Here is a 26,001-nt window from a genome sequence, read left to right as displayed (position 1 = left end):
ATCTGCTATATAAGCAAAGTAAGATAACGCAGACTAATCTTAAATCTCAGCCTAGCAAAGTTAGCTTTGTTTGTGTCGTACAAGCTTTTAGTCAGATAGCAATTTGCATATTTGGAGTGTTCCCAAAAGTTTTACAGTTTGAATAAGGGGAAAATTCTTATGGCTCTTTACGGCTATACCATTGGAGAAGACCGCGACGGCAACGCTAGTAATGGCAAGCAACTTGACGTTTACCGCTTTTCGATCCCTTCTAAACCTGGAAGTTCTATTACTCCTACAAAAGTAGGTACAGTCAATCTTCCAGCTACTGCTACTACCGCCGATTTAGAAGGTTTGGGAACTAACCCCATTACCGGAAGGGTTGGTGCAGTTAACGAAGCACGGGTTACTGGTCGTACAACACCAATCGATCCAACTGTTACTGTCGTTAATAATGTAGATCAACTTTTTGCTCCAGCCACGACCTCACCAACCCGTACACCATCTGACCTACGTCGTTTTGGATTTGAGTCAGGTGCTGACTTTAATAGTAGTGCTCTGTACAGCATTTCAGGGAATCCGAATCCCGCAAATGGGCCAGTAGGAAGCTCTCTTTATAGAATTACTACAGCTACCCCTGGAACTATTAGCCTTGTAGACAACTTTGGCCCAGCTACTACTGCTGCACAAAGACAAGGAACTCAACCTACCAACTCTCAGTTTGCCGATGGATTAGCCATCGACAATCTCAAACCTGGTAATGCTCGCGCTCTTGCTAGCGATTTTAGGACTAATGATAGAGATGGGAACCAGCTTTACAAAGTCGATCTGCTCACTGGTCAGCTATCTGCGCCGATTGCTCTGAGAACTCCTTCAGGGCAAGCTTTGAATCTCAACTTAGATTCTGGATTGTCATTTACTAACAGCGGATCTCAAAGATTGATCGGTTGGGTGGAAACTGGCGCTATCTATGAGATCACAGGCTACCAAGATGAACTTGCTGCATCAGGTTTAGGTTTAGGTAGTGCCACGGGTACTAATGGCGCTGGCTTTGCAACCGCCACTTTATTGGGTAACGTTAATTTACCAAATGCTGTAAGTGGAGTCGTTGATTATGAAGGTTTTACGATTGTTAATGAATAACAGTCGTTAGGATACTCTTTCTTCAACTCTTGCAAAAGTACTTTTTACAAGAGTTGAAGAACGGAGCTAAAGATAAAAAAGTTTTATTTACCAAACTACCTGTACTTTTTGTAAAGACTAACTGGTTTTTTATTTTTATTAAACAGATATTTTAATCGTTTAAGTTAGTTTTCGGTTAGTATTAATAAGTTTTCATACTATCTAAGACTTAAAGTGGCGTAATCCAATAGGTAATCCCTCGAATAGGTTGTTTCTTAAAACCAAACAGAGGTAAGTTTTCTTCAGATAAACCCACATAAGTCCAATGTGGAACATCGTTTTCTACAGTTTGAAACCAACCATTTTGATTAAGAGCTTTTCTCTGCTCTTTACTGCCTACGCGTAAATCAATGGCTAATCCCCAAAGATGTTGTGAAGTTCCCGGAGGTGCAACTAAACCGAGAATTTTTGTTTCTTTACCTTGTTGAACTTTTGCTAAAACTCGATCGTTAGCATACTTGTGCCAAAATCTTAAATTCGTGTTGAAAGTACGAGTACAATCACCAGAGCCATAACCAGATTTTAGCGGAATTTGTTGCTGGATTCGCGCTTTATTTAAAGCATCAGCCGCCGATTTTTGTAAATAACAGTCGTTAGTGCCCTCAACATGACCCATTGTTAAAGTAGCTTGAAACTCTTGGGTTTCTTGTTCATTAGCAAATATATCTTTTGGCGGTAGTTTAATCCCAATATCTGGATTTACGAATACTGCACCGTAGCTTCGCAGCAAAGTATATTCATAAGTATCAGGCTGGGGAATTGTGGGTAATTTTCTAGCGATCGCAGATAAAAAACGCTGTTTAGCATCTAATTTTTGATCGGGAATAAATGGTTCTGATGTTGTTTTAGAGGTATCTATACAAGGTAATGAATTATTGATCGAGCATTCTTGTAATGGTTGAGCAGTTATAGCAACTTTGTGGTGGGTAATCTCATTACTAGCGACTAATACAAAAATCATCAAGATAACGATACTGATGAAACTTGTCTTTCTAATAAACCTAGTAATATTTTTTTGATTTCTGAGGGTGAGTTTCATTTTAAATATTTGCTTAGTTATTCAAGAATACAATTAAGAATTTTTTAGGCAGTATTGATTATTCATGACTTAAAATCACAGATAGTTTATCGACATTGAACTATCGGTTAATCGAGATTAGAGAAAATATTTAATACATACCAGTGATCAATTAATTTGTGCTGGGTTAACGCTCTGAACAATAGCTGCGATCGCCAAACCGGAATGTTGTCACAAATTTTAAAAAATGAGATTTTTCACTTCCTACTAAAGTTAAAAGAATGAAACCTTGCTTTTAATTGAGTACTAGTAAGTTTGATAACTTTTTTATTAGAAAGTTACATCCATGAAACCACTGGAACAGTTAAAATTGAAAAGAACTCTAAGCTTGCCGATCCTGTAAGTATGACCATGCACAATTCCGTTGAATTCCAAGACGCTTTTGATGTCATAGTCGTCGGTGCAGGTCACTCCGGTTGCGAAGCAGCTCTCGCCTCTGCACGCCTCGGTTGTCGTACCCTGTTATTGACGCTCAATTTGGATAAAATCGCTTGGCAACCTTGTAATCCAGCAGTGGGTGGCCCGGCGAAATCCCAATTGACTCATGAGGTAGACGCACTCGGCGGGGAAATTGGTAAAGTAGCAGACCGCACCTATCTGCAAAAACGTATCCTCAACTCTTCACGGGGGCCTGCTGTTTGGGCATTACGCGCCCAGACGGACAAGCGCGAATATGCAGCGGTGATGAAAAATATTGTTGAGAATCAAGAAAACTTGACAATCCGCGAAAGTATGGCAACAGACTTAGTGCTGGGTGCTAACGGTGAAGTTATCGGCGTTGAAACTTATTTTGGTGTAGGTTTCCAATGTAAAGCAGTCATCTTAACAACCGGCACCTTCCTGGGAGGCAAAATTTGGGTTGGTAACAAATCAATGCCAGCCGGACGTGCTGGAGAATTTGCAGCTGAAGGATTGACACAAACCCTAAATCGCCTGGGATTTGAAACCGGCAGACTTAAAACTGGAACTCCAGCACGGGTAGACAAGCGATCGGTCGATTATAGTAAAATGCTCATCCAGCCAGGAGATGAAGATGTGCGCTGGTTTAGCTTTGACCCGGATGTGTGGGTAGAACGGGAACAGATGCCTTGCTACATCACCCGCACAACCCCCGAAACCCATCGTTTAATTCAAGAAAATTTACACCTGTCGCCAGTTTATGGCGGTTGGGTGGAAGCCAAAGGGCCGCGCTATTGTCCCAGTATTGAAGATAAGATTGTCCGCTTTGCCGATAAGGAAAGTCACCAAATCTTTATTGAACCGGAAGGAAGGGATATACCCGAACTGTATATTCAAGGATTTTCTACAGGGTTGCCAGAAAATTTGCAGTTGCAAATGTTGCGGACTCTCCCCGGTTTGGAAAAATGTGTGATGCTGCGTCCCGCTTATGCAGTGGAATATGACTATTTACCAGCAACTCAGTGTTACCCAACACTGATGACTAAGAAGATTGCGGGGCTGTTTTGTGCTGGGCAGATTAACGGCACCACAGGTTATGAAGAAGCTGCTGCTCAAGGGCTGGTGGCGGGAATTAATGCCGCTCGATTTGTTCGCTCTCAAGAAATGATTGTGTTTGCCCGCGAGCAAAGTTATATTGGGACGCTAGTTGATGACCTGTGTACAAAAGACCTACGGGAACCTTACCGGATGCTTACAAGTAGGTCAGAGTACCGATTGCTATTGCGTTCTGACAATGCCGACCAACGCTTGACACCCTTGGGAAGGGAGATTGGTTTAATTGACGATCGCCGCTGGGATATGTTTACTCAAAAACAGGGTAATATCACCACAGAAAAGCAAAGATTGCAAGCCACACGAGTTAAGGAACATGATGAAATTGGAATAGCGATCGCATCTGATACCCAACAAGCAATTAAAGGTTCAATTACCCTCAATGACTTGTTACGGCGTCCAGGATTACATTACGTCGATCTCGACAGGTTTGGACTGGGAAACCCCAACCTCAACCGGGCCGAGAAAGAAGGCGCAGAAATTGATATCAAGTATTCTGGCTATCTTGCTAGGCAACAAAATCAAATTGACCAAATTGCCCGCCAAGCTCACCGCCAGTTACCTGGGGATTTAGACTACACAACAATTGATACTCTTTCTAAAGAGGCACGGGAAAAGCTGACTCACATAAAACCACTTACCCTTGGTCAAGCTGCACGTATAGGTGGTGTAAACCCAGCGGATATTAACGCCTTATTATTATATCTAGAATTGCGTAGAAGCAAGAGCCAGTCAGAGTTTCCAGCGTTAGCTTAACACAAGCTTGATAAAGACTGAGTATAGTAGTAGGGAGAGAGATTGGTATGATAGATGACATAAGGATTAGTAGTGGCATCATCAACAATCCCCAGATGAAAGTTGAGTTTAATACCAACACTCAATCAACTTATCTGAATCAGATGGGGGATTGGATGTTTCATTATTCAGGAGGCAGTGTTTCGACTACGCTCAACAACCAGGCAGGAGTAACCCACGCACAACTAACTGTATAGGATTGGCGCAAGACTGGAGGCAAAGCGGCTCCTCTGTTTGTATCTTGCCCGATACATCTCAATACAATTCTTCTTTTTAAACAACAGGGTAATCACCCAGGACTAAAGTTTTTATTCATACTTCTTTTCTCCGTAAAAACTGCCTTCGACCTACTGCCTCCTCTGATAATCCTAATTTTCAGGCAGTAGGGGTGGCGTTTCCTCGTCCAAGCAACAACCCAGAACGTCTATGTTACAAGAAGCCAGCACCCGTCTCATAGTACCAGAACCATCAGAAGACTTAATCACCAACGAGCCTTGGTCGATAGAAAACTATGCTGATGGCCTAATGGATGAACTCTTTGCCGATATCGACTACATTCTGGATGCTAATGGTAATCTGCCTTCTCAAACTGTTAGGCACAGTAGTCAGAACAGATCGAGCCACTCTGTTGCTGGAGTTTCCGCCCAAGCTCAACGCCAATCGCCTCCAGAATACGTGCCTCTGCAAACAGTTACGATACCACAGATTACTTTGAACCAAGGAGTACAGTCAGTTGCTCAAGATAACCACAAGCAATTGAGTACCGTTGTATTTGACACCTCTACTGTTAAATCAGTTAGTAGACAGCGTCAGAAAACTAGTTCGGTTTTGGGTAAACTGCTGATTGTAGGAACAACTTTAGGCGTGGCGATCGCTAGCACGATCTACTTGGTGCAGGCTGGAGTCGTATATCTTTTAAATAGCAAATTGCCCGAATCAGCGCTTCTATTGCCGCAATCGCAGTCACGGTTGCCCGTAAAAACAGAAATGGAGGCAGAGTTAGTTGACTATATGCTCCAAGCGTTGGCTGTTATAGATAAGCAAGGAGCAAAAAGCAATCAAAAATCTTTCAATCCAGGATTCTCCAGTCAGGCAAATACTAACCAAATAGCCCTTGGTCGCGAGCAAGTAACTGGTAATCTACCAGCACTTCCACTTCTCGCTAATAATACACCACCAGCCCCCAACCGTTCTGGAAGCGTTGTTGAGCGCATCTATGTCCCCGTTTATCAAGCGCCGTCACCAATGCGCTACGCCCTTCCAGCCATTCCGGGGACTCCCACACTTTTACCACAAGTTGCCAGTGCGTTACGGGTATCTCAACCTAATGTTGTGAAAACTGCCCTGAATACAGTGCGACAAGCTGCCAAGCCTGTAACTGTCAATATGTTAGCTGCGGCTGTACGAGCCGAACTCAAACCGGTGGCAGCGAAAACTGCACCCATTACCGTGCGCCAAACACCCAAACCTCTGCCTGCATTACCAGTAGTTCCATTGCGTGCTGCACTCGCACCAGAGTCAGAACCAACTATTACCCAGGAACAAGTATATCCGGCAACTGCGATCGCAGTTGCTCCAAGCAATACCTTAGAGGGATTGCTAGAGTTGGGCAACAAATCTGCCGCTTTGTTTAAAATTGATGGCGTGACTCGCCGCATCAATATGGGCGAAAGTATCGGCTCCAGCGGTTGGACACTAGTAGATGTCAGTAATGGCGAAGCAGTTATCCGACGTAATGGCGAAGTGCGATCGATTTATGCAGGACAGAAACTATAAATTTTTTAACCCACTGCCTGGTTGAGGAGAGTTTGAAGATTAAACTCATCTATCACCATTAACAGTACTGCGATCGGCAATAATTGATTGAAATAATTTGATTTTGTCAAATAGCCCTCTGTCTCTGTCTGCACTGTTAAGATTGCCTGCTGATATGTAGCCATAGCTAGTGCGATCGTGCCTTAATAGTTTTAATATTATCAGCTTTATTGATAGCAAGATCGCTTTTACCTCCAACAGATTTTAGTAACTATTGAGCGAAGATTACTTTTTTGAGAATTTGCCGATTTATTTCGGTAACTTTGATATTTTCAATGCCAACTTGTGTAAATACTGTTGCTAAATCTTTATTAAAATAAGTTTCTACTAAATCATCTAGTAATGATATAGTTTTGTCCTTTTAAAAAGTATTTGTATAACCCTTCACCCAATAATAGTTTTTCTCAAAACGGACAGCTAAAATTGGGTAACTCTCTGGCTTAATATCAAATTTCATTGGGTTTATCTCCTTTTTTAGCTTGAGAGTTACGCATTCGCTACACTGTTATTAACTCAAATGCTTGGTTGTAGTCTGTCTTAGGCATCGATTTGCCGATGAGAAAAAGTAAATATTTACTGTAAATAGCTGGAAATTCTGTCTAACTATCTCATAAATCAGTGAAATACCACAACATTTAATCAATATAAGCAGAAAATCAGGTGTGTGGTGAAGAATTGGAAGACAGTATTGAATTTCCCTACCTAAAGATGGTTCACAGAAATAAATTTCAATGTTACAACTATAATTTGTGTTTATTATAGTTACACTATAGTGACTATTTGGAAACCTACATTTTGCATATATCTTGCTTAAGCAAGATATATTTAGCTAAAACAGTTAGTTTGCTAATTGATGTAATCCTCAAATCTTACCAATATGAAACAACCTAACTATTTTCAAAATAATTCTAAAAACTCTTTAAGAGACAAGTATCATCTTTACAAAGGCGAAAAGCTGAACTGGCTTCAAGTAACTCTTAGACTTGAAAGGTCAATTATCTCTATTATTCTTCCTTGGGTAATTTTTTGTACTATATATGGTACTTTCATATCATTTTTAGCTCATTTAGGATTACCAATAGCATTTTCAGATTCCAGTAATATTCTTACCAATGCTGTTTTAAGCTTTAATATTGGCTTTACATTACTATTAGTCTTTCGGACGAATACAGCCCATGACAGATTTTGGGAAGGTCGTCAACTATGGGGAGCTTTAGTTAATACATCGCGTAACTTAACGCGGGGAATTGCGATAATAGTTAAAGAGAAGACACCACAAGATAAATTAGAAAAGGAAGCAATGCTTCGGTTAGTAACTGCTTTTGCAGTTGCAATGAAGTTACATCTAAGATCGGTGCCTTTAGACACTCAGTTGGCATCATTAATGTCTGAAAAACAATATTTACACCTCCAAGATAGCGATCATCCTCCACTACAAATTGCTTATTGGATAGGAGATTACTTGCAGTATCAGCATGACCGAAATTGTCTAAATGTCTATCAACTGACTACTCTACATAATTGTGTAGATGAGTTAGTAGATATTTTAGGCGGTTGCGAACGTATTTTAAAAACGCCATTGCCTTTGATATATACTATTAAATTAAGACAACTGTTATTAATTTTTTGTCTTATATTACCTTTGGAAATTGTGAGTTTTTTAAATTGGTGGACTGGTATAGTAATGGCTTTTGTAAGTTTTACATTATTAAGCATTGAACAAATTGGCTCAGAAATCGAAGAACCTTTTGGCTTTGATCCTAATGACTTACCTTTAAATACTATTTGCAATACAATCTCTAACAATGTTGAAGAATTAATCAAGTTTACTTCTAACAATGTTCGTTCTTATTGAATCTGTAAATAAGTTTTATCAGTCAACTTTTGATGATAACGGAGAGATTTTTCCTTTATTAAACATAGAAAATACTTGGCTGAAAAATGCGATCGCTTAATAAATAATTCGCCAAGCTTTTACTGTCCCTTTACCAATTTCGCTATCAACAGTTTGGCCTCCTTCCAAGACTAGTCTGATATCTAAATTCTCATCTGGAGCATTTTTCAAGGCAGTGGCTAATTCTTTACTGACAGCAAATGTGCCAGTTGAACCGTCTAATTGAAAAACTTTTCCTCTGACCTTGAGTAAAAGCTTATCGACTTTTTTAGTCGTAACAAATCTAAGATAGTCAGGTCTAGGATACACACGACCTGCGGTGTAGAAAGAAGACATTGCTTGACCCGAATTTACTGTTACGAGTACTCGAATGCTCGAAGGTGTCCACAAACTAATAACTTGCGTTGCACCCTCACGGAATAAATAGCCACCTAATGAATTGCGGTCGAAAACTCCAACAAACTCCCCTTCAAAAGGGTCAACAATTTTTACGGCTTTCGACCAAGGTACATCCATATCGGGGGACAGTCCAGCCGATTTGACCATTGGCAAATCGCTTGATGCTTGCGCAAGAATAGCTATTTGTTGAACAGTCAAAGCAGCACAATGTTGAGGGGAAATTACAGCCAAGCTAGCCCCAAAAAGAAGAACTGGAATCGTTTGCGGTAACTTCATCATAAGTCAGGGGTATAATCTTCAAATGCTTCTTATTGCAAAACAGTTTGCCTCACTTCAACTGGTTCACCCGTTAAGCTAAAAGGACGAACTTCGGTAATTTTTACCTTCACTAACTGCCCTTTGAGTTCTTTGATGTTGCCGCTAAAAAAGGTCAAACGATTACCGCCAGTGCGTCCCATTACCTGGGTTGGATCTTTAGGATTTTGGTCTTCTACTAAAACTTCTTCAATGCGTCCAAAGTAACGTTGCGATCGCTCTGCTACTTTCAAGTTTCCCAGATGATTGAGCCGTTGCAAGCGATCGCTTTTAATTTCTTCACTCAGTTGATTGTCCCACAAAGCGGCTGGTGTCCCTGGACGCGGCGAATATGCTGCTGTATTCAACATATCAAAGCCAATATCTTCCACCAGTTTCAGGGTATTCTCAAACTGTGCTTCTGTTTCCCCAGGAAAACCGACTATTACATCGGCACTAATGGAGGCATCTGGCATATACCGCCGAATGGTATCGATAATCCGGCGATATTTCTCATGGGTATAACCCCGCGCCATCGCCTTTAATAGTTCGTTATCCCCAGATTGAAAGGGAATGTGGAAGTGTTCGCACACCTTGGGTAACTCAGCACAAGCTTGAATTAATCTCTCAGTAAAATAACGGGGGTGACTAGTAGCAAATCTTAATCTTTCAATCCCCGGCACATCATGGACGTAATAAAGCAAATCTGTAAAGTTGTGCAGATGACGACCTTCTGGTGTGACTCCAGGTAAATCTCTACCGTAAGCATCAATATTTTGACCGAGTAGAGTAATTTCTTTGTAACCTTGCCGTCCTAATTCTTCCATTTCAGCCCGGATAGCTGACGGCGTGCGAGATTGTTCGACACCGCGCACATTGGGAACCACACAATAGGTGCAGCGTTCGTTACAGCCGTAAATCACATTCACCCAAGCTGTTACTGTACTATCCCGTCTCGGCTGAGTGATATCTTCAATAATATGAACTGCTTCGGTTGCGACAACTTGGTTGCCCTCAAATACCGACTCCAGCAAATCTTTCAGACGGTTGGCGTGTTGTGGCCCCATTACCAAATCTAATTCTGGGACTCGCCGCAACAGCGCTTCTCCTTCTTGCTGGGCAACACAACCAGCAACAATGAGGGTTAAATCAGGCTGCTCATGTTTACGCTTTGCTTGTCTGCCAAGATAGGAATATACCTTTTGTTCAGCATTATCCCGAATTGTGCAGGTATTGTAGAGAATCACATCTGCATGATTCGGATCTTCACACCACTCAAAGCCCATATCTTCCAAAACACCAGCCATGCGCTCTGAGTCAGCTTTATTCATCTGACAACCGAAAGTAGTAATGTGGTATTGGCGTTTAGAAGTGGTCATGGGCAATTCTGCTGAATCAGCGTAATGTATGTAAGGTTTCTTTCTATTCTATAACGCTCTATACTGCTTCAGGAGTGCTGAGTACCTTGGCTCAGATTCCTTTTGATATTTCAATATAAAAACCTCAAGAAGTTAGAAGCTGCAAGCATTAGCGGTGATGAAATTCAACTTCTGTTTCCAGAATTTTAATATCATAGTTGCCAAAGAAATCGTGACCTAGTAGCCCGATGCTTGCTTTTGGTGCGATCGCTACTTGAAGATTATTGGCTGTAACTCCACCTACTGCAATAGATTTTACCTTACTGGTTGAGAATTTTACTTCACTACCATCAGCAATTTGGGCTTGCATTGTACCTGTAGCCTGGAGGTTAAGTGTATTCGCCATATCTTGAGTGATAATGGTTCCACTAGCACCTGTATCTACAATCATTTCAAAGGTTTTTTTGTCGTTGAAAGTGACATCAATCACAGGAGTTCCACCAAAACGGCGTTTGATTGAGACTCGAAAAACTTTATTGTCTGAAGGTGCGGCTATAATATTGCCACAAATTCTTCCCAATCCAACGGTTTTACCAGAGGAAGTTATCATGTAACACGCTCCTGGATCGTCTGCTGTTGCCCGATGAGAGAATGCTAAAAATATCAGCGTTGGCATTAGTACAATTGCAGCTAGATTAACGGTTGTAATCCAACGCCTCCAAGCATTCTTCATGTTATACTGCACTCCATTTTTTTTGAATACTCTTAATATCTAAACTCATCATGGTGGCTGTAAAACATGGTGTTAAAAGAACAAGTTTTTAATATAAAAATTCAAATTATATCCATTTAAAATAGACATTTATAACGAATTTTTTAGTTTTAAATTAGCTATTTTTTTATATATGTATCTCAAAAATATGAAATTGCATCTTACTCAATACATCTTACATAGAATTACTGATTGATAAATTAAAGATTAGGTAAAGACATGATGAAACTACTTAGAGCAGATTCAATCTGACATACTAATAACCCAAGTTGCTACCTGCCGAGATACTGATAGCAGTTCACAAAGCAGCAACTTAGACACTTATACAGCAGGCGTCTCATCTCACAGTCATCCTGGGTGGTGGCTTTGCTGGACTATTTACAGCTTTACACTTAAGCCAGCAAAATTATTCCCATCCGATTATTTTAATTGAACAGCGCGATCGCTTCAGTTTCAAGCCTTTATTGTACGAACTAGTAAGCGGTTAGACCCAATTGAAATAGTGAGTATTCTACGAAATATTCCTATTGTTAGCGATAGCTATTACAGCACAGCGTAAATAAACCACCCATTCCAAATCAATACAACTCTTGGAGAGGCTGCGCCCTAAGCGTAGCTATGCCGCAGGCTTTACGACAAGCTGAGTAACCATGAAACGCTTACGCTGCATTCATTTTTAATTTTGTTAGCGAGTCTGCCAGTATCATTTTTAATTTTTAATTCTGTCCTGCGGTAGTAGTATATTAATTTTAGATTTCACTATTTTTTCAATCTTAGATAATATTCAGCTTTATCTCATACTTGTATCAGGATAATCTGTAATTCTAATAATTAAAATAAATCAGGCAGTATTTAGAAAATATTTCCTTTTCAAGTATGTGTCTGATTTGATGAGTTTCATTTAAAATTATCACAAAAGAGTTGTCAAAGATATGCAAAACCCTAATCTACAAAAAGCGACATTTGGAGCAGGCTGTTTCTGGGGAGTTGAAGCAGCATTTCGTCAAGTAAAGGGAGTAACTTCTACAGATGTTGGTTACAGTGGCGGACACTTTGAGAATCCAACCTATGAAGATGTCTGTAGAGGTAAAACTGGACACGCTGAGGCAGTGGAAGTGGAATACGATCCGGCAATAGTATCTTATGATGAACTGCTAAATGTGTTTTGGAATAAGCACAATCCCACAACATCAAACTCCCAGGGGCAAGATGTTAGTTATCAATATCGGTCAGTCATATTTTTCCACACTCCAGAGCAGGAATTATTAGCAAGAACGTCTAAGGAGCAGCTTGAAACTAGTTCTCGTTATCACAAAAATCCAATTGTGACAGAAATTGTACCTGCATCGCAATTCTATAGAGCGGAAGAGTATCATCAGCAATATCTGGAGAAGCATGGAGGAGCGTCTTACAAGATAGGCTAATCTTTCACTGGATTGAGGGGCTGCTAATCCCCTTACTTGCTATACATATCAGGGAATTTTGCTTGAAGTTTAGCCAGTTTCGGCAAGTCATTCATCACCACATAGGGATCGCTCGGATAATGCACTATATAATTCTGATGGTATGAACCGTATCGTGCTCTAGTGTTATGAAAGCAGTGATTTGAGCGGATTTATGCTATAGCGATCGCCTTTTTATCCTGCTCAATTTTTGGTTCCTGATGTTGTGTTTCATATTCACCAAATTGCTGAATAAGTTGAGCAACTAATCCTGTCCATCCAGTTTGATGACTAGCGCCAATTCCGGCTCCGTTATCACCATGAAAATACTCATGGAATAAAATTAAATTTTGCCAGTGCGGATCATTTTGAAACTTCTGTATCCAGGGTTAGCGCGTCTCAAACGCTAAATCATATATTTACAATTAAGATAGCATTAGCTCAAAAAAGAGATTGTTGATGATGTTGTAAGAACGACAAGCGCAAGTGCTGCAATTACTGATTAAGGAGCGTTGGCATTGAGCTAAAGTTGTACTGTAATTAGTTATTATACTGCTTACTATTTTGAGAACTATCTGACCAAGAATATTATTTAAACTTGTAGAAGAATAGGTGATGTGTAATGGATCAAGTTTTTAATAATCCAGAAATTGATAATATGGTTCAAGCGCTCGAAGATGGTATTTATGTCTTTGACTTGAAATTGTTATGTGGAGGTTATGCCTATTTTTCAACTTTTACTGCTTGGGTTGGATTAGGTAAATCGCAAAGAGAAATTAGAAAACCAGATTTGGTAAATATTAAACACTTTTATGATGCCTTGAAAGAATTAGGACACTTCAAGAGTAAAAGTATAAGTTTTGCCAGATTTTGCAAAGACAATTTCTGCAAATGTCTCATCTCCAGTTGCGATCGCAGTTTGTTTCTCAGACACACTTTTCATCGGTTTACCAAAAGATTCAAAGAATACTCTACTATCAGGTACTCCCGATTCCTTCAATCCTTGCATTATGGACTGCATAAAAGATGGAGAACCACACAAAAAATACTCAGCTTCTTCTCTTACTAACTCTTGAATCAGAGCAGCATCAACATAACCAACACTGTGGTATTTACCTCTATCTTCGGGTGTAGGACGACTATAGCGAAAATACACATTCAGATTATGATTTTGTCGAGAAATTTCCCTCACTTCATCTCGAAAAGCATGGAATTTACCATCTCTAGCACCATGTACAAACCAAATAGGACGAGTAGGATTGAGAAGAGTACAAGCTTTCGCTATACTAATCATTGGCGTAATTCCCACCCCATTGCTAATCAACACTGCGGGGATAGATTTCTGCACATCTAAAACAAATTTACCGTTTGGTGGTTTCGCTGGAATTACTGAACCTTCTTGAATGCGATCGTGCATAAAATTAGATGCTATACCGGGCATAACATCTAATCCGTTCGGTGCAGGTTCCCGCTTAATTGAGAGGCGATAGTATTCACAGTTTTTAGGATAATCTGAAAGCGAGTAAGTACGAATTACAGGCTTATCCTGTCCAGGTATATCAAGTTTGATAGTTAAAAATTGACCCGGTTTAAAGTTGAGAATTTCGCCTTTATCTTCAGGTTGTAAATAGAAAGAAGTAATTTCTTCGCTCTCCTTCACCTTACGAACAACAACAAAATTTCGCCAATCTTGCCAAACATAACTATCTGATGCTTTGAGGTCTGGGGTAGATTGATTTCCACTTGCTTTGCTTGTATAAACTAAGCCAAATACTGCACCACTAGCTATTCCAAACAGTGAGGAATAGACACCAAATTGATAGGCAGATTTAGCTTTGGCATTGGTTACACCAATTACAACAGCAGCAGATAAGGTGATTACTGAAGCAACTGTAGCTGCTGCGGCTATACTTCTGACTAATGGATTCTTAATTCTTACCAGACTTTCTAGCATCGTTGTTTCCTGTCTAATACTTTTAGTGATGTTGGACTATATCTGCAAAGATGCAGTAGGTGGAGGAATAATTTCAAGACCCGCTCTAAGTACAGCTTTGCATAAGTTAGTAACTTTTTTAAACGCAGAGGAACACAGAGGTAAACGCATAGGCGCTTCTTTCTCTACGAGACGCTACGCGAACGCCTTCCCGCAGGGTAGGTACGCAGAGTTTTGCCAAAGTTAATTCGCTATGAATTAATGAAATAAGGCGTAAAAATTGGATGTCTCAGTCTCGTTTTTTATTACTGAATCAGTGTTCTAGAAGCAAGCACAATTGGAACTTAAGTAACTGGGGTAGCTTTCAATACTTGTCGGTTAAGGGGAAAAGGGGAAGGTGGGGTCCCCTCTGGGGATAAGGGGCAGGGGAAAGGGGAAAGAAAAAACCTTTAACCTTTACCCTTTAACCTTTTCCCAAAACCCAATTCCGACTTAAAAATGCTAACCGAGCAGTATTGGGGTAGCTTTCACTTCACCAGTCTGGGCATTACGACTTACTTGTAGGACGGTATCCATTGCATCTGCACCCATCCGAGCAGCTATTTCCGGGCAGGGTTTACTAGCATAGGTGTTAACTTGGATATTATCTTTTTTCTCCAAGCTGATTTCTTGTCGCCCATATTTCAGGACAGTTGACATCCAAATTAATTCGTCCATAAACTTTTCCATGCGGCGAATGTAGGTTGGTTTGTCAATCAAATTACCCGACTCATCAAATAATTTTTGAACGTTGCTAAAGTTGAGGTCATAGAAAATAGTCATTAGCCCCAACTCCCGCATCACAGGTAAAAGGTTTTGGATTACCCTTGTACCACCAAAGGGGCCTGCGGAAACGCCACACAATCCAACGGCTTTATGAATGTATTCTTTAAGGCAGGTGTCAAGTATGTGTTTGAGCAAACCCGGATAACCGTGGTTATACTCTGGTACAACGATAATTAATCCATCTGCCCGTTCCATAGTTGCAGAAAATTCAGGGTCTTTGAGTGGTTCACCTGCATCATCATTAGCGATCGCTATATTTCTAATATCGATCAGTTCGGTTTCTAAGCGATCGCGCGCTGCAACCTGCTCAAAGATAAATTTAGCAACGTGTTCACTCTGGCGACCTTGACGAGAAGTACCAAGGATAACTGGAATAAATAAGGATGAATCTGACATAGTTTTTTCTCCCTACTGTTCTTGATAATTCCAAAGTAGTCCACCATCCACAAAGAAAGTGCTACCTGTAATGTAGTCGGCATCATCAGAAGCCAGAAACGCCACTAAAGAAGCAACATCTTGCGGTTGACCCAAGCGACCAAGCGGAATATTTTTTAATAGCGCACCCAACTTTTCTGGGTCATTCAACAGCTTAGTATTAATCGGAGTTTCTATTGCTCCTGGCGCAACATTATTAATCGCGATCCCCAAAGCACCCAACTCAACAGCTAAGTTACGAGCGAGCATTTTCATTCCACCTTTGCTAGCACAGTAAGCTGTGAAATTGGGAAATGGCAGTTCTTCATGCACCGAACTAATATTAATAATTTTTCCAGTTCGTTTAGTTTCAATCAGGTGTTGTACAAAGGCTTGAGTGGCAAAGAAAACACCTTTTAAATTGACATTCATTACAGCGTCGTAATCTTCTTCTGTGACATCCCAAAATGGTGCGTGTTTTTCAATGCCAGCATTATTTACCAAAATATCTAGCTTGCCGAAATGGTTAATACTTTCTGCAATCAGTTGGCGTACTTCATCGACACTACCCAAATCTGCTTGAACTGTATAACCATACGATTTTGGACACTGAGCTATATGACAATTACCACCAATCGCTTCCACCTTTGCTAAAGTATCCTCTGCTCCTTCTGGGTGAGAACGATAGTTAATTACCACATTTGCCCCTGCTTGAGCTGACCGAGAACAATTCCCTGTCCAATTCCTTGACTGCTCCCAGTTACTAGGGCAACTTTTCCTTCTAGTTTCATAAACTTTCTCCCGGTAATTGATTTTTAAGTTGTTGGTTAATATTTACTAACTCAAACTAGCAGCGCCAAAAGTAGCATTAAACTTGCAACACCAGATAGCGATGGATTTGTAGTATGCTAAATTGATATTTTGAGGAATAGAATATGTTTGAGCGCCACTATATTTTTTTAGGGGAGCTATGATAAAATAATCTTCGCTTTTTAAAGAATACGATGGTGGCTTAGTTGAATTAATCACGTTATCTGAACGATGCAAAATTATTACTAAATCTGGACCTGATTCAGAAGTTTTAAATGAATCATCAAGCTCTAAAAATGATTTGCCGTCTTTAGTGGTAATACTAACTTTCCCTTGAGTTTTTTGTTCTCCAGAAACAAATGTGCCTGACTTCATAGCAGTTGAATTTGGAGATTGTGCTGACTCGCCTAACGGTTTTGCCTGAGTTGAAGACACGGGAACAGAGGCATTCACAGCTATAGGATTTTCATTAGTCCGGTTCTTTGAGACTTCGGGGACGCAGCCAACCATGACAACAGAAGACAAGCCCAGTATTAATAAATGTCTTAATTTCATGATTTCAATTCCTTAATGCTTCAATCAGCAATATAGCTGTTAGCTTGAACTTTAAACTGATTATTGCTTAAATAATTTATCTAAGAATTATGAATAGATAAAGATTGATATCTAAAAAACTGATATTTCCCTTAGAAACTTCTTACAGATTTCTCAGCAAAATTTAAATTTTTAAGTTACGGGTGATTAAATGTAAAAAAAGATACGCTAAGTTTTCAAGAGCCTGATTTTCGCTTGCTATTTGTTGTATAAATTTACATTTATTTCAGTAAAAATTCATACTTTTTCTGCATAAATAGCACATTTATCTAGTAAGATTTCCCCATCAAAATTATTAGGATATCCAGAGTTAACACCTGGAAAATCCAATATTTAATATTTGATTTTTTAACTTATTTTGCTAAACCATGCAACAAGCATCCATGAGCAAAGCCGATGATGAAGAAATGTTGTTGCAACAGCCTTGGCAGCGCGAACGGCAGATAATAGCACGTTTGTCCTCTTTGAACTATCGCACTGGTGAGATAGGTAGCTATTTACACAACATTGCCTGTGGAGTCAGCGAACTGATTGCAGTTGATTGGACGGTTGTTACCTTTTGCCAAGAGGGATTTGAAACTATTCTAGCGAGTAGTCTGGAAATGTCCGAAGATACACCTCGTGTTTATGCACTGCATGGTAGATTGATTGCTACAGTTATGCAAATTGGGCGCACATTAGCTGTTGAGGATGCTGTTGCTAATCCAGAATATGGTAAACCTGCGCCAGGTTATCGAGCATATTTAGGGATACCTTTGCAAACTACTGAAGGTCAAGTCTTCGGTACTGTTTGCTCTTTTCATCGGCAAGCGAGGGAATTTACCAAAGAAGAAATCCAAATTGTAAAATTGTTCGCTGAACGTGCTGCTACTGCCATCGACCATTACCATCTTTACCAGCAGCAGTGCCAATTTAATCATATCCTGGAGACTGAGGTAGAAAAACGTACCGCAGAACTACAAGCAGCCCAAGCCAAGCTTTTAGAACAAGAACGGCTGGCAGCTATTGGTGAATTCGCGGCAATGATTGTGCATGAAATTCGCAATCCACTAACAACAATGATTATGGGATTGAAGTATTTTAAGAAAACTGTTCTGACTGAAGCTGCTCAAGAGCGATTATCGCTGGCACTTAGTGAGGCTAGTCGGCTAGAAAATCTGCTGAGTGAAATTTTGCTTTATGCCAAACCCCAGGTATTGCAACTGTGTGAATTGGATGTGAATGAATTTATTTGCGAATTACTGATGCCAATGTGCGAGATGCCAGAAGCGCTCTCACGGCAAATCGAATTTATTCCAGCGTTACCTACAGTCAAAATCTTAGGAGATAAAGATAAGCTAAAACAAGTGTTTATTAATATTGTCCGCAATGCTTGTGAGGCAGTCTCAGCCGGAGATGCGATTAAATGGGAAGTGGATAGTTCGTCTCCTGATAAAATCTGCATTAATGTCTGCAATGGTGGTGAACCAATTCCTTCAGAGGTTTTGTCAAAGCTAACGCAGCCGTTCTTTTCCACAAAACCAAGCGGTACTGGGTTAGGGCTTGCCATTAGCAAACGTATCGTCAATGCTCATGGTGGAGAATTATCTATTGAGTCTGACACCGTTACAGGTACTAAAGTCAGCGTTCAATTACCTGTGGTTGTTCTTGGGAGCCTTTAAACGGATGGTATTTTTGACGCTGGAGCGTGTCTCAATATTTTCTACAGTTCCCTCAAAGTCTTTAAAATTTAAGTAAGTTGGTGTAATTAAAGCTAACTGGCGATGACTGTCATTAGTCATTAGTCCTTTGTCATTAGTCATTGGTAAGGGTTTTAAAGATATTTATAATTTCGTAATATAATTTGGTTTATTCCTACCAACTTACTTAGTATAGAATATCGTTATCAAGATAAATAATGTACTAAATAGCAATATTTATTTCCAGAAATCACGATGAAAGAGGAAGTCGAACTGTAAATATACTACCTAGCCCAGGTTGACTTTGAACGTGAATATTGCCTTTATGCGTTCTGGCGATCGCGATTGCGATCGCTAATCCCAAACCCGAACCGCCAGAGGTACGAGAGCGATCGCGATCTACTCGGTAGAAACGATCAAAAATTCGCTGTTGATGTTCAACAGCAATACCAATTCCTGTATCTTCAACTTTAATCATGGCGTAAAGCTCAATTTTTTCTAAAAAAACCGTGACTTTTCCACCGCTAGATGTAGCTTGAATTGCATTGGCAATTAAGTTGGAAATTAAGCGATAAAGCTGTTCTTCATTTCCCATCACATACAGTTTTTCTGAGACTTGCACCTGTTTAGAGAGATTTACTTTAGTTTCTACTGCCAAAAATGCTAATTCCTCAATTAAATCGCTAATTAAATCATTTAAACAGCAATACTGATATTTTCCTGTTAGTTCTTTTTGGTCTATCCTAGTTAATAGCAATAAATCTCCAACTAGTTGTGATAGTCGCCGATTTTGGCGTTTGAGTACATCTAAAATTCTACCATTGGATTTTGGTTCTTGCTGTAACTTAATAGCAGCTTCAATAGTAGAGTACATTGCTGCTAAAGGTGTGCGAAACTCATGGGCAGCATCAGCAGTAAATTGTTGCATTTGTCGGTAGGAAAGATATACAGGTTGCATTGCCCTTCCTGCCAACCACCAACTAGACAAACCAACGAAAATCATGGAAATTGGCAATCCCAACACCAAAGCTAATCTTAGATAAGTAAGATGTTGTTCTAAATCAGTGATACTACGCGCCACTTGTAGATAACCCGAAACCTGCTTTTGAGTATACAAAGGTAAAGTGATTTCGCGGTATAGAGTGCCAGAGGAATCTGTTAATATTTGCCAATACTGTAATTTTGAGGTAATCGGAAAATTGTCAAATTTCATGCCTCCACTAGCAAAAAGTTTTCCTGAGCGATCCAATAAGCGGATATAGTAATTAACTGGATTCGTTGCCTCTTTGATTGATTTTTTAATAGATGTTCTTTTAGGCAAACAATTTGTCTGACCCACACATAATTCTAAAGAAAATTCTTTAGCAAGGCGTTGTAATTGTCCGGGTTGCTGCCAAGCCGGTTCAATACTTTTATGGAGTGCATTTGCGACTGATTGCAATCCCTGGTCTATGGTTTCATAGTAGGCATGGGCAACCACACTATAAACGCCTAGACTAGATAGCCCTAAAATACCGCCCATGACGAGGGTATACCAAGCTGCTAGGCGCAACCGAGTCTGGTGAAAGATGGGATTGCGTTTCATATTTCTATAATCTTGCTGAAAGTTTCACTGTTGAGTTAGTAGAAATCAACTGCCTATTTCCGCAGCCGGAATATTGAGACGATAGCCCACACCATAAACAGTTTCAATTAAAGATTCGTTCTCTTCTTCTCCTAATTTGCGTCTCAATAAGCGAATTTGTGCTGCTACAATATTACTAACTGGTTCTGTACCAATTTCCCAAAGCTGATTAATAATTTGGTCGCGGCTGACAATTTGGTTAGGATGTCTCATGAAATATTCCAACAATTGAAATTCCTTGACAGTTAAAGAGAATACTTGCTTTTGGACGTGACTATACTGACGAATAAGTTGATGAGTGCTGTAATTGAGCGTCAGGCAACCTACTTGTAAACGGCGGGGTTGGACTTGAGGTGTAAGGGTTGCTCCTACGTAAGAGGATCGCCGTTGCAATGCCCGCAATCTTGCCAGCAGTTCTGCCATATCAAAGGGTTTAACTAAATAATCATCTGCACCGCTATCTAAACCAATAATCTTTTCTTCCATCCGGTCTTTAGCCGTTAGCATTAATACAGGTAGAATTAACTGGCGCGATCGCAACCATTTACACAACTCTATCCCCGAAACTCCAGGCAGCATCCAATCAAAAATCGCAAGTGTGTACTCAGTCCAACCAGTTTCTAAATATTGCCATGCCTGAGTACCATCTAGAAACCAGTCAACTATATACGCCTCATGGCTCAGGACTTGTTTGATTGCTGCACCTAAATCTGCCTCATCCTCAACTAATATAAGCCGCATAGTCAACACAGTGCTAAAAGCCTTCTTTAAATACGCTTTCACGAAAAAGTGAAATTGTTATGAAATTTTTCTATTTCTTGAGCTAGAGACACTTTTTCTTTCAATAGTAGGAGGCACGCCGACTCCGCCTTTGCCATTGCTTAAGAGAGTTTTGATTATCTGTTTCTTTCTAAGATATTGGTTTTACGGATGCATATCTCTGTGGCTCAACGTAATTTTGGGGAACCGTAGGTGTAGGTTTTGTGCTGGTGAGTATGAATTGGTTATTTGCTTTGATTAGCGATCGCTCGCGCAGTTTCCGTAAAATGAATTCGTAGCGATTAATGCAAGTATAAACATAAAGGCGGGTGGGGCACACACCCTCAAAGCTCAATCAATGTTAGGATTAAGAGTCGTTCAAACACCGCAGTCTCCGGCATGGCGTTCCGCCCACCGTAGGCGATGCCTGCTACGCCCTAGCAGGCATCACATCCTTGATTGCCTTGGAAACATATTTAGTATATTTGAACTAAATATTTTCGGCTGAAGTTTTGGGTTGGTGCGCTTATATTTGATGTACATCAATTGTCGTAAAGGTTTGAAGTTTCGCACCGGGAACTAATCTAAACTCCAGTATATGAGTACTGACTGTGTACTTACCCCGATAATGGTTTTGCAAGCATAAATACATTTACTCAGCGATCGCTATTCTATTGCATACCGTCAGTGGCTTAAAAAAACAGGTGTTACTTTCGGCACTATTTAGAACTTGGAGATGTTTCTTATTGTTCTTGTCAGATGCAAAAATATGCGTGTAACGTGCCATTCATCAAAGAAATAATGCTACAGACGGCATATTTATGAGCAAGATTTAACTTAGAGAGACAAAAGTACTTGGTATCAGTACTTTTGTCTAGATTAGTTACTACCACAAAAAAAACTGTCATAATTACAATCAGGTAAATAACCACTTGAGAAATATATTAAGAATAGCGATTCAATAATTTCTCCACGCTAAAGTCTTAAATGTTATTAGAAATTGAACTATTTTCTGCAAGCAACAATTTCAAAAATCGTAAGATATATTTTGATGTATTTTTTTTTGTAGTTATAATTGAAATTGTTAGGTTTTATGTTGAAAATAACAGTACTTATTTTTGTAGTGTTGTCTATGTTTTATCTTCTATTCTTAAAAGATGCTGACACATCTATGGTTTATATGCTTGGTGCAATAGTTTGTACACTACTATTAATAAATAATAAACTCTAATCTAAAAATTAATGGCTCCTATGGAAATCGGCGATTAGCGATGTAATTTTTATCGCCATCTGACTTCAGTTAACCTTACTACTGTTCAAAGGATACCGCCGCATCAACTCTGCAATCAAAGGGTAACTAATGATGACCGAACGAGAATTTCCGAACTGGGAAACGCTCTATCAAGAACAAGCCGTTGAAACCATGCCTTGGTTCAACCCTAGCTTAGATCCAGATATCGAAGAAGCGCTCCTTACCCTTGAACTGAGCAATGGTTCAGTGCTGGATTTGGGAACAGGACCGGGAACTCAAGCGCTCGCCCTAGCCGAACGAGGATTTCAGATGATAGCAACAGATTTGTCAGAGGCGGCCATTCGTCAGGCGGCAGCAAAAGCAAACCAAAAGGGATTAGAAATTTCGTTTCAGCAAGATGATATTCTCAACAGTCGTTTGGAACAATCTTTCGATTTGATTCTCGACAGAGGATGCTTCCATGTTCTGCCACCCCAAAGCTATGGTACTTACGTGCAAACAGTCGCAAGCTTATTAAAGCCTAAGTGCTACCTGTTACTGAAATGCTTCTCTCAAGAAGAAACAAGAGAACAAGGCCCTTACCGCTTTAGCCTAGAGAAGATTCAGCAGATATTCAAAGAACGATTTAATCTGCGTTTGGCTAAACAAACGGTCTATCATGGAATACTCGATCCCCTTCCCAAAGCACTCTTTTGCATCCTAGAAAAGCATTGATTTTTTTGCACAAATTTATCAGCTTCACTGAGAATGAGGCTCTAGAAGATTTATAGCTTAGTCAATTAGGCGTTGCATAATTAAGGGATGAACTGTCCTCATTGTTATTCAAAATCAGAACAAATGCTGAGACTATCAATCAAATTATTACTGTACTACCTGCATGACGGTACTGTACCCCTTCTGCTTTAATTCATCCCACAAATATGCAACGCCATTTATTGAGGGTGATATCCTATTATAATTATGGCGAAGATGCAAGGACAGTTAAGACAGTTAAGTAAATTTTTGAGACAGTTAAGACGGTTAAGCAAATTTTTGATCAACCCGCAGTAAAATCTCTAAATTGAGTTTCCCCCAGTTTAAAACTGCATTGGAAACCGCTACATCATCGAGCGTAACTCTACAGCCTCACCCTTTTCGCTCGAAAAAAAACCTCGCCACCGTCCAGAAAGACATTTCCCGGATGCCAAACGAATAATTGTGAAATGTGAGCGAAATTTGTGTATTCATTGCATTTCCTCAAGAGTAACTACTCTCCTTTGCATATCTGTTCACATATGTTTCAAATCTTTCTAAGGCTTCAGGGAAATTTTTTCTTCCAAACCCAATCCGAAATGTATTGCCTTCTATATCAAAAATAGAACCTGGAATAATAAGAACACCTGTGTTGTCTAGCAACTCTTGAGCAAATATGTCTATTGGTGTTGCTATATTAAAGGTAACTAATCCTACGCATCCACCAGAAGGACGTACCCAAGAAAAGCGAGTGTGATTGTCACTGAAAAAATTATCGATAATGGATAGATTATTATCAATAATTTCACAATTCCTTTTAAGGACTATATGTTTTGCACGAAGTGCTATCAGAGAAACCACTTCTGAAAGCCCACTATTACAAATGCTTGTATAGTGCTTTGTAAACTCAATCGACTTCAGTAGTTCGTTGTTCTGTGTTCCTATCCAGCCTATGCGAAGTCCAGCCATCCCAAAGGCTTTACTCATAACACTTAAACTAATTGCTTTTGGATATCAAGAAGCAACAGGAGCACCCCAGGTCAAAGAAGAGCTTCCCAACAATCGATATGCCTCATCAGAAAAAATGTATATATCATGACTTGATGCAATATCTATCAAATTTTTGACTTCATCTTCATTAAGTATTGCTCCAGTAGGATTGTTTGGAAAATTGAAAATTATTAGTGTTGTGTTTGGTCTAATTGCATCTTTGACTTTATCAAGGTCAAGCTTCCAGCCTTGAGCTTCGTCAAGTGCAATTGTTGTAACGCTTCCTGCAAATGATAGAGCTAATGTATGGAGGGATTGATAGCAAGGAGTAACAACTATAGCATGGGTTTCTTTGTTAAGTAGTGACAAAAAGGTACAAAATATCGCTTCTTCTCCACCTGCAAAGCACAATATATTATCTGCCTGTAACCCCGGGTAGAGGTGTGCAATCTCATTTCTTAGAAGAGGACTACCTTGAACTTCAGTATATCCTAATCGCAATTTTTCCATATACTCCTTGTTTCATCATCAGCCAATGCTAAAATTTCTTGTAAAGAAAAACTTTCAGCATCGCTAGAACCCATAAGATAAGAAGCTTTAAACTCTGAGTGAGAAAAATATTCTTCAGGTTTAAATTTAGGAAATCTCATAGTACTAAACAACGTAATTTTTGATAAATGTGTAGTCAAAGCTTATTCAAGGAACACAATGCAGTGGTGGGGAAACAAACATTTGCTCTGAGTGCAAACTCACTATCAGATAAGTACTATAAATGATTTTCCACCACCACTTAATGTGCTTTAACCCTACATTATCAAGACAAGATAGGTCTTATCTGTCTTCCAATGCCCTTAGTAATGAACAATAGCGTATTATTTTCTTTGTTAGCGCTTACTTCTGCTCCCACCCTAACAATCCCGATCCAAATTTATAGGCACATTCTTCTAAAGCATTTAACAGATAGCCTCCCTCCTGCACTAAACAAAGTGGCATAGATGCTTGAGCAAGAATGTGACCAATTTCCTCAAAAATAGAAGGTGGCAGATGCCAACCTCCATGAGGATCGTTGATAATAATGTCATAGCCAACAGAAACAACCATAGCCGCGCAACCAAAATCTAATGACTTTTTAACTAGCCGATCAACTTTAGTTAAAAATTCTTCTGAACTAGGTGAATGGGAAAAAGAAATAAAACTTTGTCGATCGCTAGCAGGTTGAACTTCTTTGTAAGGATAACTAATGATTGTGGAATTGTGAATAGAACCAAACCAAACATCTGGTCGTGATGCTAATAAAGCAGCAGAACCATTGCCAAAATGAAAGTCAATATCGATCAGTCCTACGGGTCTGATCCCAGACTCCAGAAGAGTAACTACAGCAGCAACTGCATTATTCAAAAAACAATATCCTCCTAACCAAGCAGAACCAGCATGGTGTCCGGGAGGTCTGCACAAAGCATAGGACAAGGAAGCGCCATTGACAATTTGCTGTGCTGCGGCAATTGCAGTTCTAACTCCTTCACGAGACAAGTCGTAGACTCCCTCAAATAGAGGAGTATCTGGCTGAATTCCCTGGTCAACATAAGGATACTCAAACAGTAGCTCTTCTCCTACTAGCGCTCGATTCCAATGAGCTAAAAATTCAAGATACTCCTGATGATGAATTTGGTGGAGAATGCTATCAAGATAGCGATCGCTAACCTCTGCTGTTGAAAAATGAGATTGAGGAAGTCGCTTTAGACCTTTCATAATACACTGGCTGCGTTCTTCAATTTCTCTGCCAGCTGTATTCCCCTCAGAAGTAACAATGATTGGAGATGCTCCTTGCATTTCTCTTTGCAAGCTCACCTCTAGGGACAAATGACTCAT

Annotated in this window: 22 protein-coding genes and 3 pseudogenes; 9 read left to right on the top strand and 16 right to left on the bottom strand. The window is 39.8% G+C overall.

Annotated features, from left to right (window positions below):
* Positions 1-159 precede the first annotated feature (159 nt).
* Entirely contained in the window at positions 160-1,122 is a 963-nt protein-coding gene (locus V7K53_RS21155; protein WP_335199476.1) for a water stress protein WSP1, read from the top strand.
* 208 nt (positions 1,123-1,330) lie between these two features.
* On the opposite strand, the gene V7K53_RS21150 is transcribed toward V7K53_RS21155, so the two are convergent.
* Entirely contained in the window at positions 1,331-2,200 is an 870-nt protein-coding gene (locus tag V7K53_RS21150; protein ID WP_335199475.1) for a D-alanyl-D-alanine carboxypeptidase family protein, read from the bottom strand.
* A gap of 384 nt (positions 2,201-2,584) precedes the next feature.
* Here V7K53_RS21150 and mnmG point away from each other — a divergent pair, with 384 nt between their 5' ends.
* The 3 genes from mnmG (at position 2,585) to V7K53_RS21135 (ending at position 6,322) form a co-directional block, all read left to right on the top strand.
* Positions 2,585-4,507, top strand: coding sequence for a tRNA uridine-5-carboxymethylaminomethyl(34) synthesis enzyme MnmG (mnmG, locus tag V7K53_RS21145; protein ID WP_335199516.1), 1,923 nt, complete (start codon positions 2,585-2,587; stop codon positions 4,505-4,507).
* A gap of 47 nt (positions 4,508-4,554) precedes the next feature.
* Positions 4,555-4,743 (top strand): hypothetical protein, encoded by a 189-nt coding sequence (locus tag V7K53_RS21140; RefSeq protein WP_335199473.1) that lies wholly within the window; start codon positions 4,555-4,557, stop codon positions 4,741-4,743.
* Between the two features lie 229 nt (positions 4,744-4,972).
* Positions 4,973-6,322, top strand: a complete 1,350-nt coding sequence (locus tag V7K53_RS21135) for a hypothetical protein (protein ID WP_335199472.1) — start codon at positions 4,973-4,975, stop codon at positions 6,320-6,322.
* Positions 6,323-6,327: 5 nt separating this feature from the next.
* On the opposite strand, the gene V7K53_RS21130 is transcribed toward V7K53_RS21135, so the two are convergent.
* A complete protein-coding gene (locus V7K53_RS21130) occupies positions 6,328-6,486 on the bottom strand; it encodes a hypothetical protein (protein ID WP_335199471.1) in 159 nt (52 codons plus the stop codon).
* Positions 6,487-7,238: 752 nt separating this feature from the next.
* On the opposite strand from V7K53_RS21130, the gene V7K53_RS21125 reads away from it, so the two are divergent.
* Positions 7,239-8,216: a bestrophin family protein gene (locus V7K53_RS21125; protein WP_335199470.1), complete on the top strand. Its 978-nt coding sequence runs from the start codon at positions 7,239-7,241 to the stop codon at positions 8,214-8,216.
* 96 nt (positions 8,217-8,312) lie between these two features.
* Here the strand turns inward: V7K53_RS21125 and V7K53_RS21120 are convergent, their stop codons facing one another.
* From V7K53_RS21120 to V7K53_RS21110, 3 genes are all read right to left on the bottom strand, one after another.
* A complete protein-coding gene (locus tag V7K53_RS21120) occupies positions 8,313-8,933 on the bottom strand; it encodes a hypothetical protein (protein WP_335199469.1) in 621 nt (206 codons plus the stop codon).
* Between the two features lie 29 nt (positions 8,934-8,962).
* Positions 8,963-10,327, bottom strand: coding sequence for a tRNA (N6-isopentenyl adenosine(37)-C2)-methylthiotransferase MiaB (gene miaB, locus V7K53_RS21115; protein WP_334840994.1), 1,365 nt, complete (start codon positions 10,325-10,327; stop codon positions 8,963-8,965).
* A 148-nt stretch (positions 10,328-10,475) separates the two neighbouring features.
* Positions 10,476-11,039 (bottom strand): retropepsin-like aspartic protease family protein, encoded by a 564-nt coding sequence (locus V7K53_RS21110; protein ID WP_335199468.1) that lies wholly within the window; start codon positions 11,037-11,039, stop codon positions 10,476-10,478.
* 362 nt (positions 11,040-11,401) lie between these two features.
* Here V7K53_RS21110 and V7K53_RS21105 point away from each other — a divergent pair.
* Both V7K53_RS21105 and msrA read left to right on the top strand, forming a co-directional pair.
* Positions 11,402-11,563: pseudogene (locus V7K53_RS21105) on the top strand (FAD-dependent oxidoreductase); the annotation flags it as partial.
* Positions 11,564-12,010: 447 nt separating this feature from the next.
* Complete coding sequence (gene msrA, locus V7K53_RS21100; RefSeq protein WP_335199466.1) at positions 12,011-12,502, top strand: peptide-methionine (S)-S-oxide reductase MsrA; 492 nt, start codon at positions 12,011-12,013, stop codon at positions 12,500-12,502.
* Between the two features lie 191 nt (positions 12,503-12,693).
* On the opposite strand, the pseudogene V7K53_RS21095 reads toward msrA, so the two are convergent.
* From V7K53_RS21095 to V7K53_RS21075, 5 genes and pseudogenes are all read right to left on the bottom strand, one after another.
* A pseudogene (locus tag V7K53_RS21095) lies at positions 12,694-12,900 on the bottom strand (hypothetical protein); the annotation flags it as partial.
* A 449-nt stretch (positions 12,901-13,349) separates the two neighbouring features.
* Positions 13,350-14,474 (bottom strand): FAD-binding oxidoreductase, encoded by a 1,125-nt coding sequence (locus tag V7K53_RS21090; RefSeq protein WP_335199464.1) that lies wholly within the window; start codon positions 14,472-14,474, stop codon positions 13,350-13,352.
* A gap of 480 nt (positions 14,475-14,954) precedes the next feature.
* Positions 14,955-15,674 carry an NADPH-dependent FMN reductase gene (locus tag V7K53_RS21085; RefSeq protein ID WP_335199462.1) on the bottom strand — a complete coding sequence of 240 codons (720 nt, stop codon included), beginning with the start codon at positions 15,672-15,674 and terminating at the stop codon, positions 14,955-14,957.
* A 12-nt stretch (positions 15,675-15,686) separates the two neighbouring features.
* Entirely contained in the window at positions 15,687-16,391 is a 705-nt protein-coding gene (locus tag V7K53_RS21080) for an SDR family NAD(P)-dependent oxidoreductase (protein WP_335199460.1), read from the bottom strand.
* A 138-nt stretch (positions 16,392-16,529) separates the two neighbouring features.
* Complete coding sequence (locus tag V7K53_RS21075) at positions 16,530-17,057, bottom strand: DM13 domain-containing protein (RefSeq protein WP_335199459.1); 528 nt, start codon at positions 17,055-17,057, stop codon at positions 16,530-16,532.
* Between the two features lie 422 nt (positions 17,058-17,479).
* Here V7K53_RS21075 and V7K53_RS21070 point away from each other — a divergent pair, with 422 nt between their 5' ends.
* Entirely contained in the window at positions 17,480-18,757 is a 1,278-nt protein-coding gene (locus V7K53_RS21070) for a GAF domain-containing sensor histidine kinase (RefSeq protein WP_335199514.1), read from the top strand.
* Here V7K53_RS21070 and V7K53_RS21065 read toward each other — a convergent pair.
* From V7K53_RS21065 to rppA, 3 genes are all read right to left on the bottom strand, one after another.
* Positions 18,728-18,877 carry a hypothetical protein gene (locus tag V7K53_RS21065; protein ID WP_335199457.1) on the bottom strand — a complete coding sequence of 50 codons (150 nt, stop codon included), beginning with the start codon at positions 18,875-18,877 and terminating at the stop codon, positions 18,728-18,730. The two genes, V7K53_RS21070 and V7K53_RS21065, sit on opposite strands and share 30 nt — an antisense overlap.
* Positions 18,878-19,025: 148 nt before the next feature.
* Positions 19,026-20,360, bottom strand: a complete 1,335-nt coding sequence (rppB, locus tag V7K53_RS21060; RefSeq protein ID WP_335199456.1) for a two-component system sensor histidine kinase RppB — start codon at positions 20,358-20,360, stop codon at positions 19,026-19,028.
* 45 nt (positions 20,361-20,405) lie between these two features.
* Positions 20,406-21,140, bottom strand: coding sequence for a two-component system response regulator RppA (gene rppA / locus V7K53_RS21055; protein ID WP_335199455.1), 735 nt, complete (start codon positions 21,138-21,140; stop codon positions 20,406-20,408).
* 1,378 nt (positions 21,141-22,518) lie between these two features.
* Between rppA and V7K53_RS21050 the strand changes: the two genes are divergently transcribed.
* On the top strand, positions 22,519-23,124 hold the full coding sequence (locus tag V7K53_RS21050; RefSeq protein WP_335199454.1) for a class I SAM-dependent methyltransferase: 606 nt from the start codon (positions 22,519-22,521) through the stop codon (positions 23,122-23,124).
* 522 nt (positions 23,125-23,646) lie between these two features.
* Here V7K53_RS21050 and V7K53_RS21045 read toward each other — a convergent pair.
* From V7K53_RS21045 to V7K53_RS21035, 3 genes and pseudogenes are all read right to left on the bottom strand, one after another.
* Positions 23,647-24,642 (bottom strand): annotated as a pseudogene (locus tag V7K53_RS21045) (aminotransferase class I/II-fold pyridoxal phosphate-dependent enzyme).
* Positions 24,624-24,782, bottom strand: a complete 159-nt coding sequence (locus V7K53_RS21040) for a hypothetical protein (protein WP_335199453.1) — start codon at positions 24,780-24,782, stop codon at positions 24,624-24,626. Before V7K53_RS21040 ends, V7K53_RS21045 begins: the two are co-directional and overlap by 19 nt.
* A gap of 241 nt (positions 24,783-25,023) precedes the next feature.
* Positions 25,024-26,001, bottom strand: coding sequence for a hypothetical protein (locus V7K53_RS21035; RefSeq protein WP_335199452.1), 978 nt, complete (start codon positions 25,999-26,001; stop codon positions 25,024-25,026).

The organism is Nostoc sp. (assembly GCF_036917355.1).
In the GTDB taxonomy this organism is placed as follows: Bacteria; Cyanobacteriota; Cyanobacteriia; order Cyanobacteriales; family Nostocaceae; genus Nostoc.
This window is presented reverse-complemented; position numbering and strand designations above follow the sequence as displayed.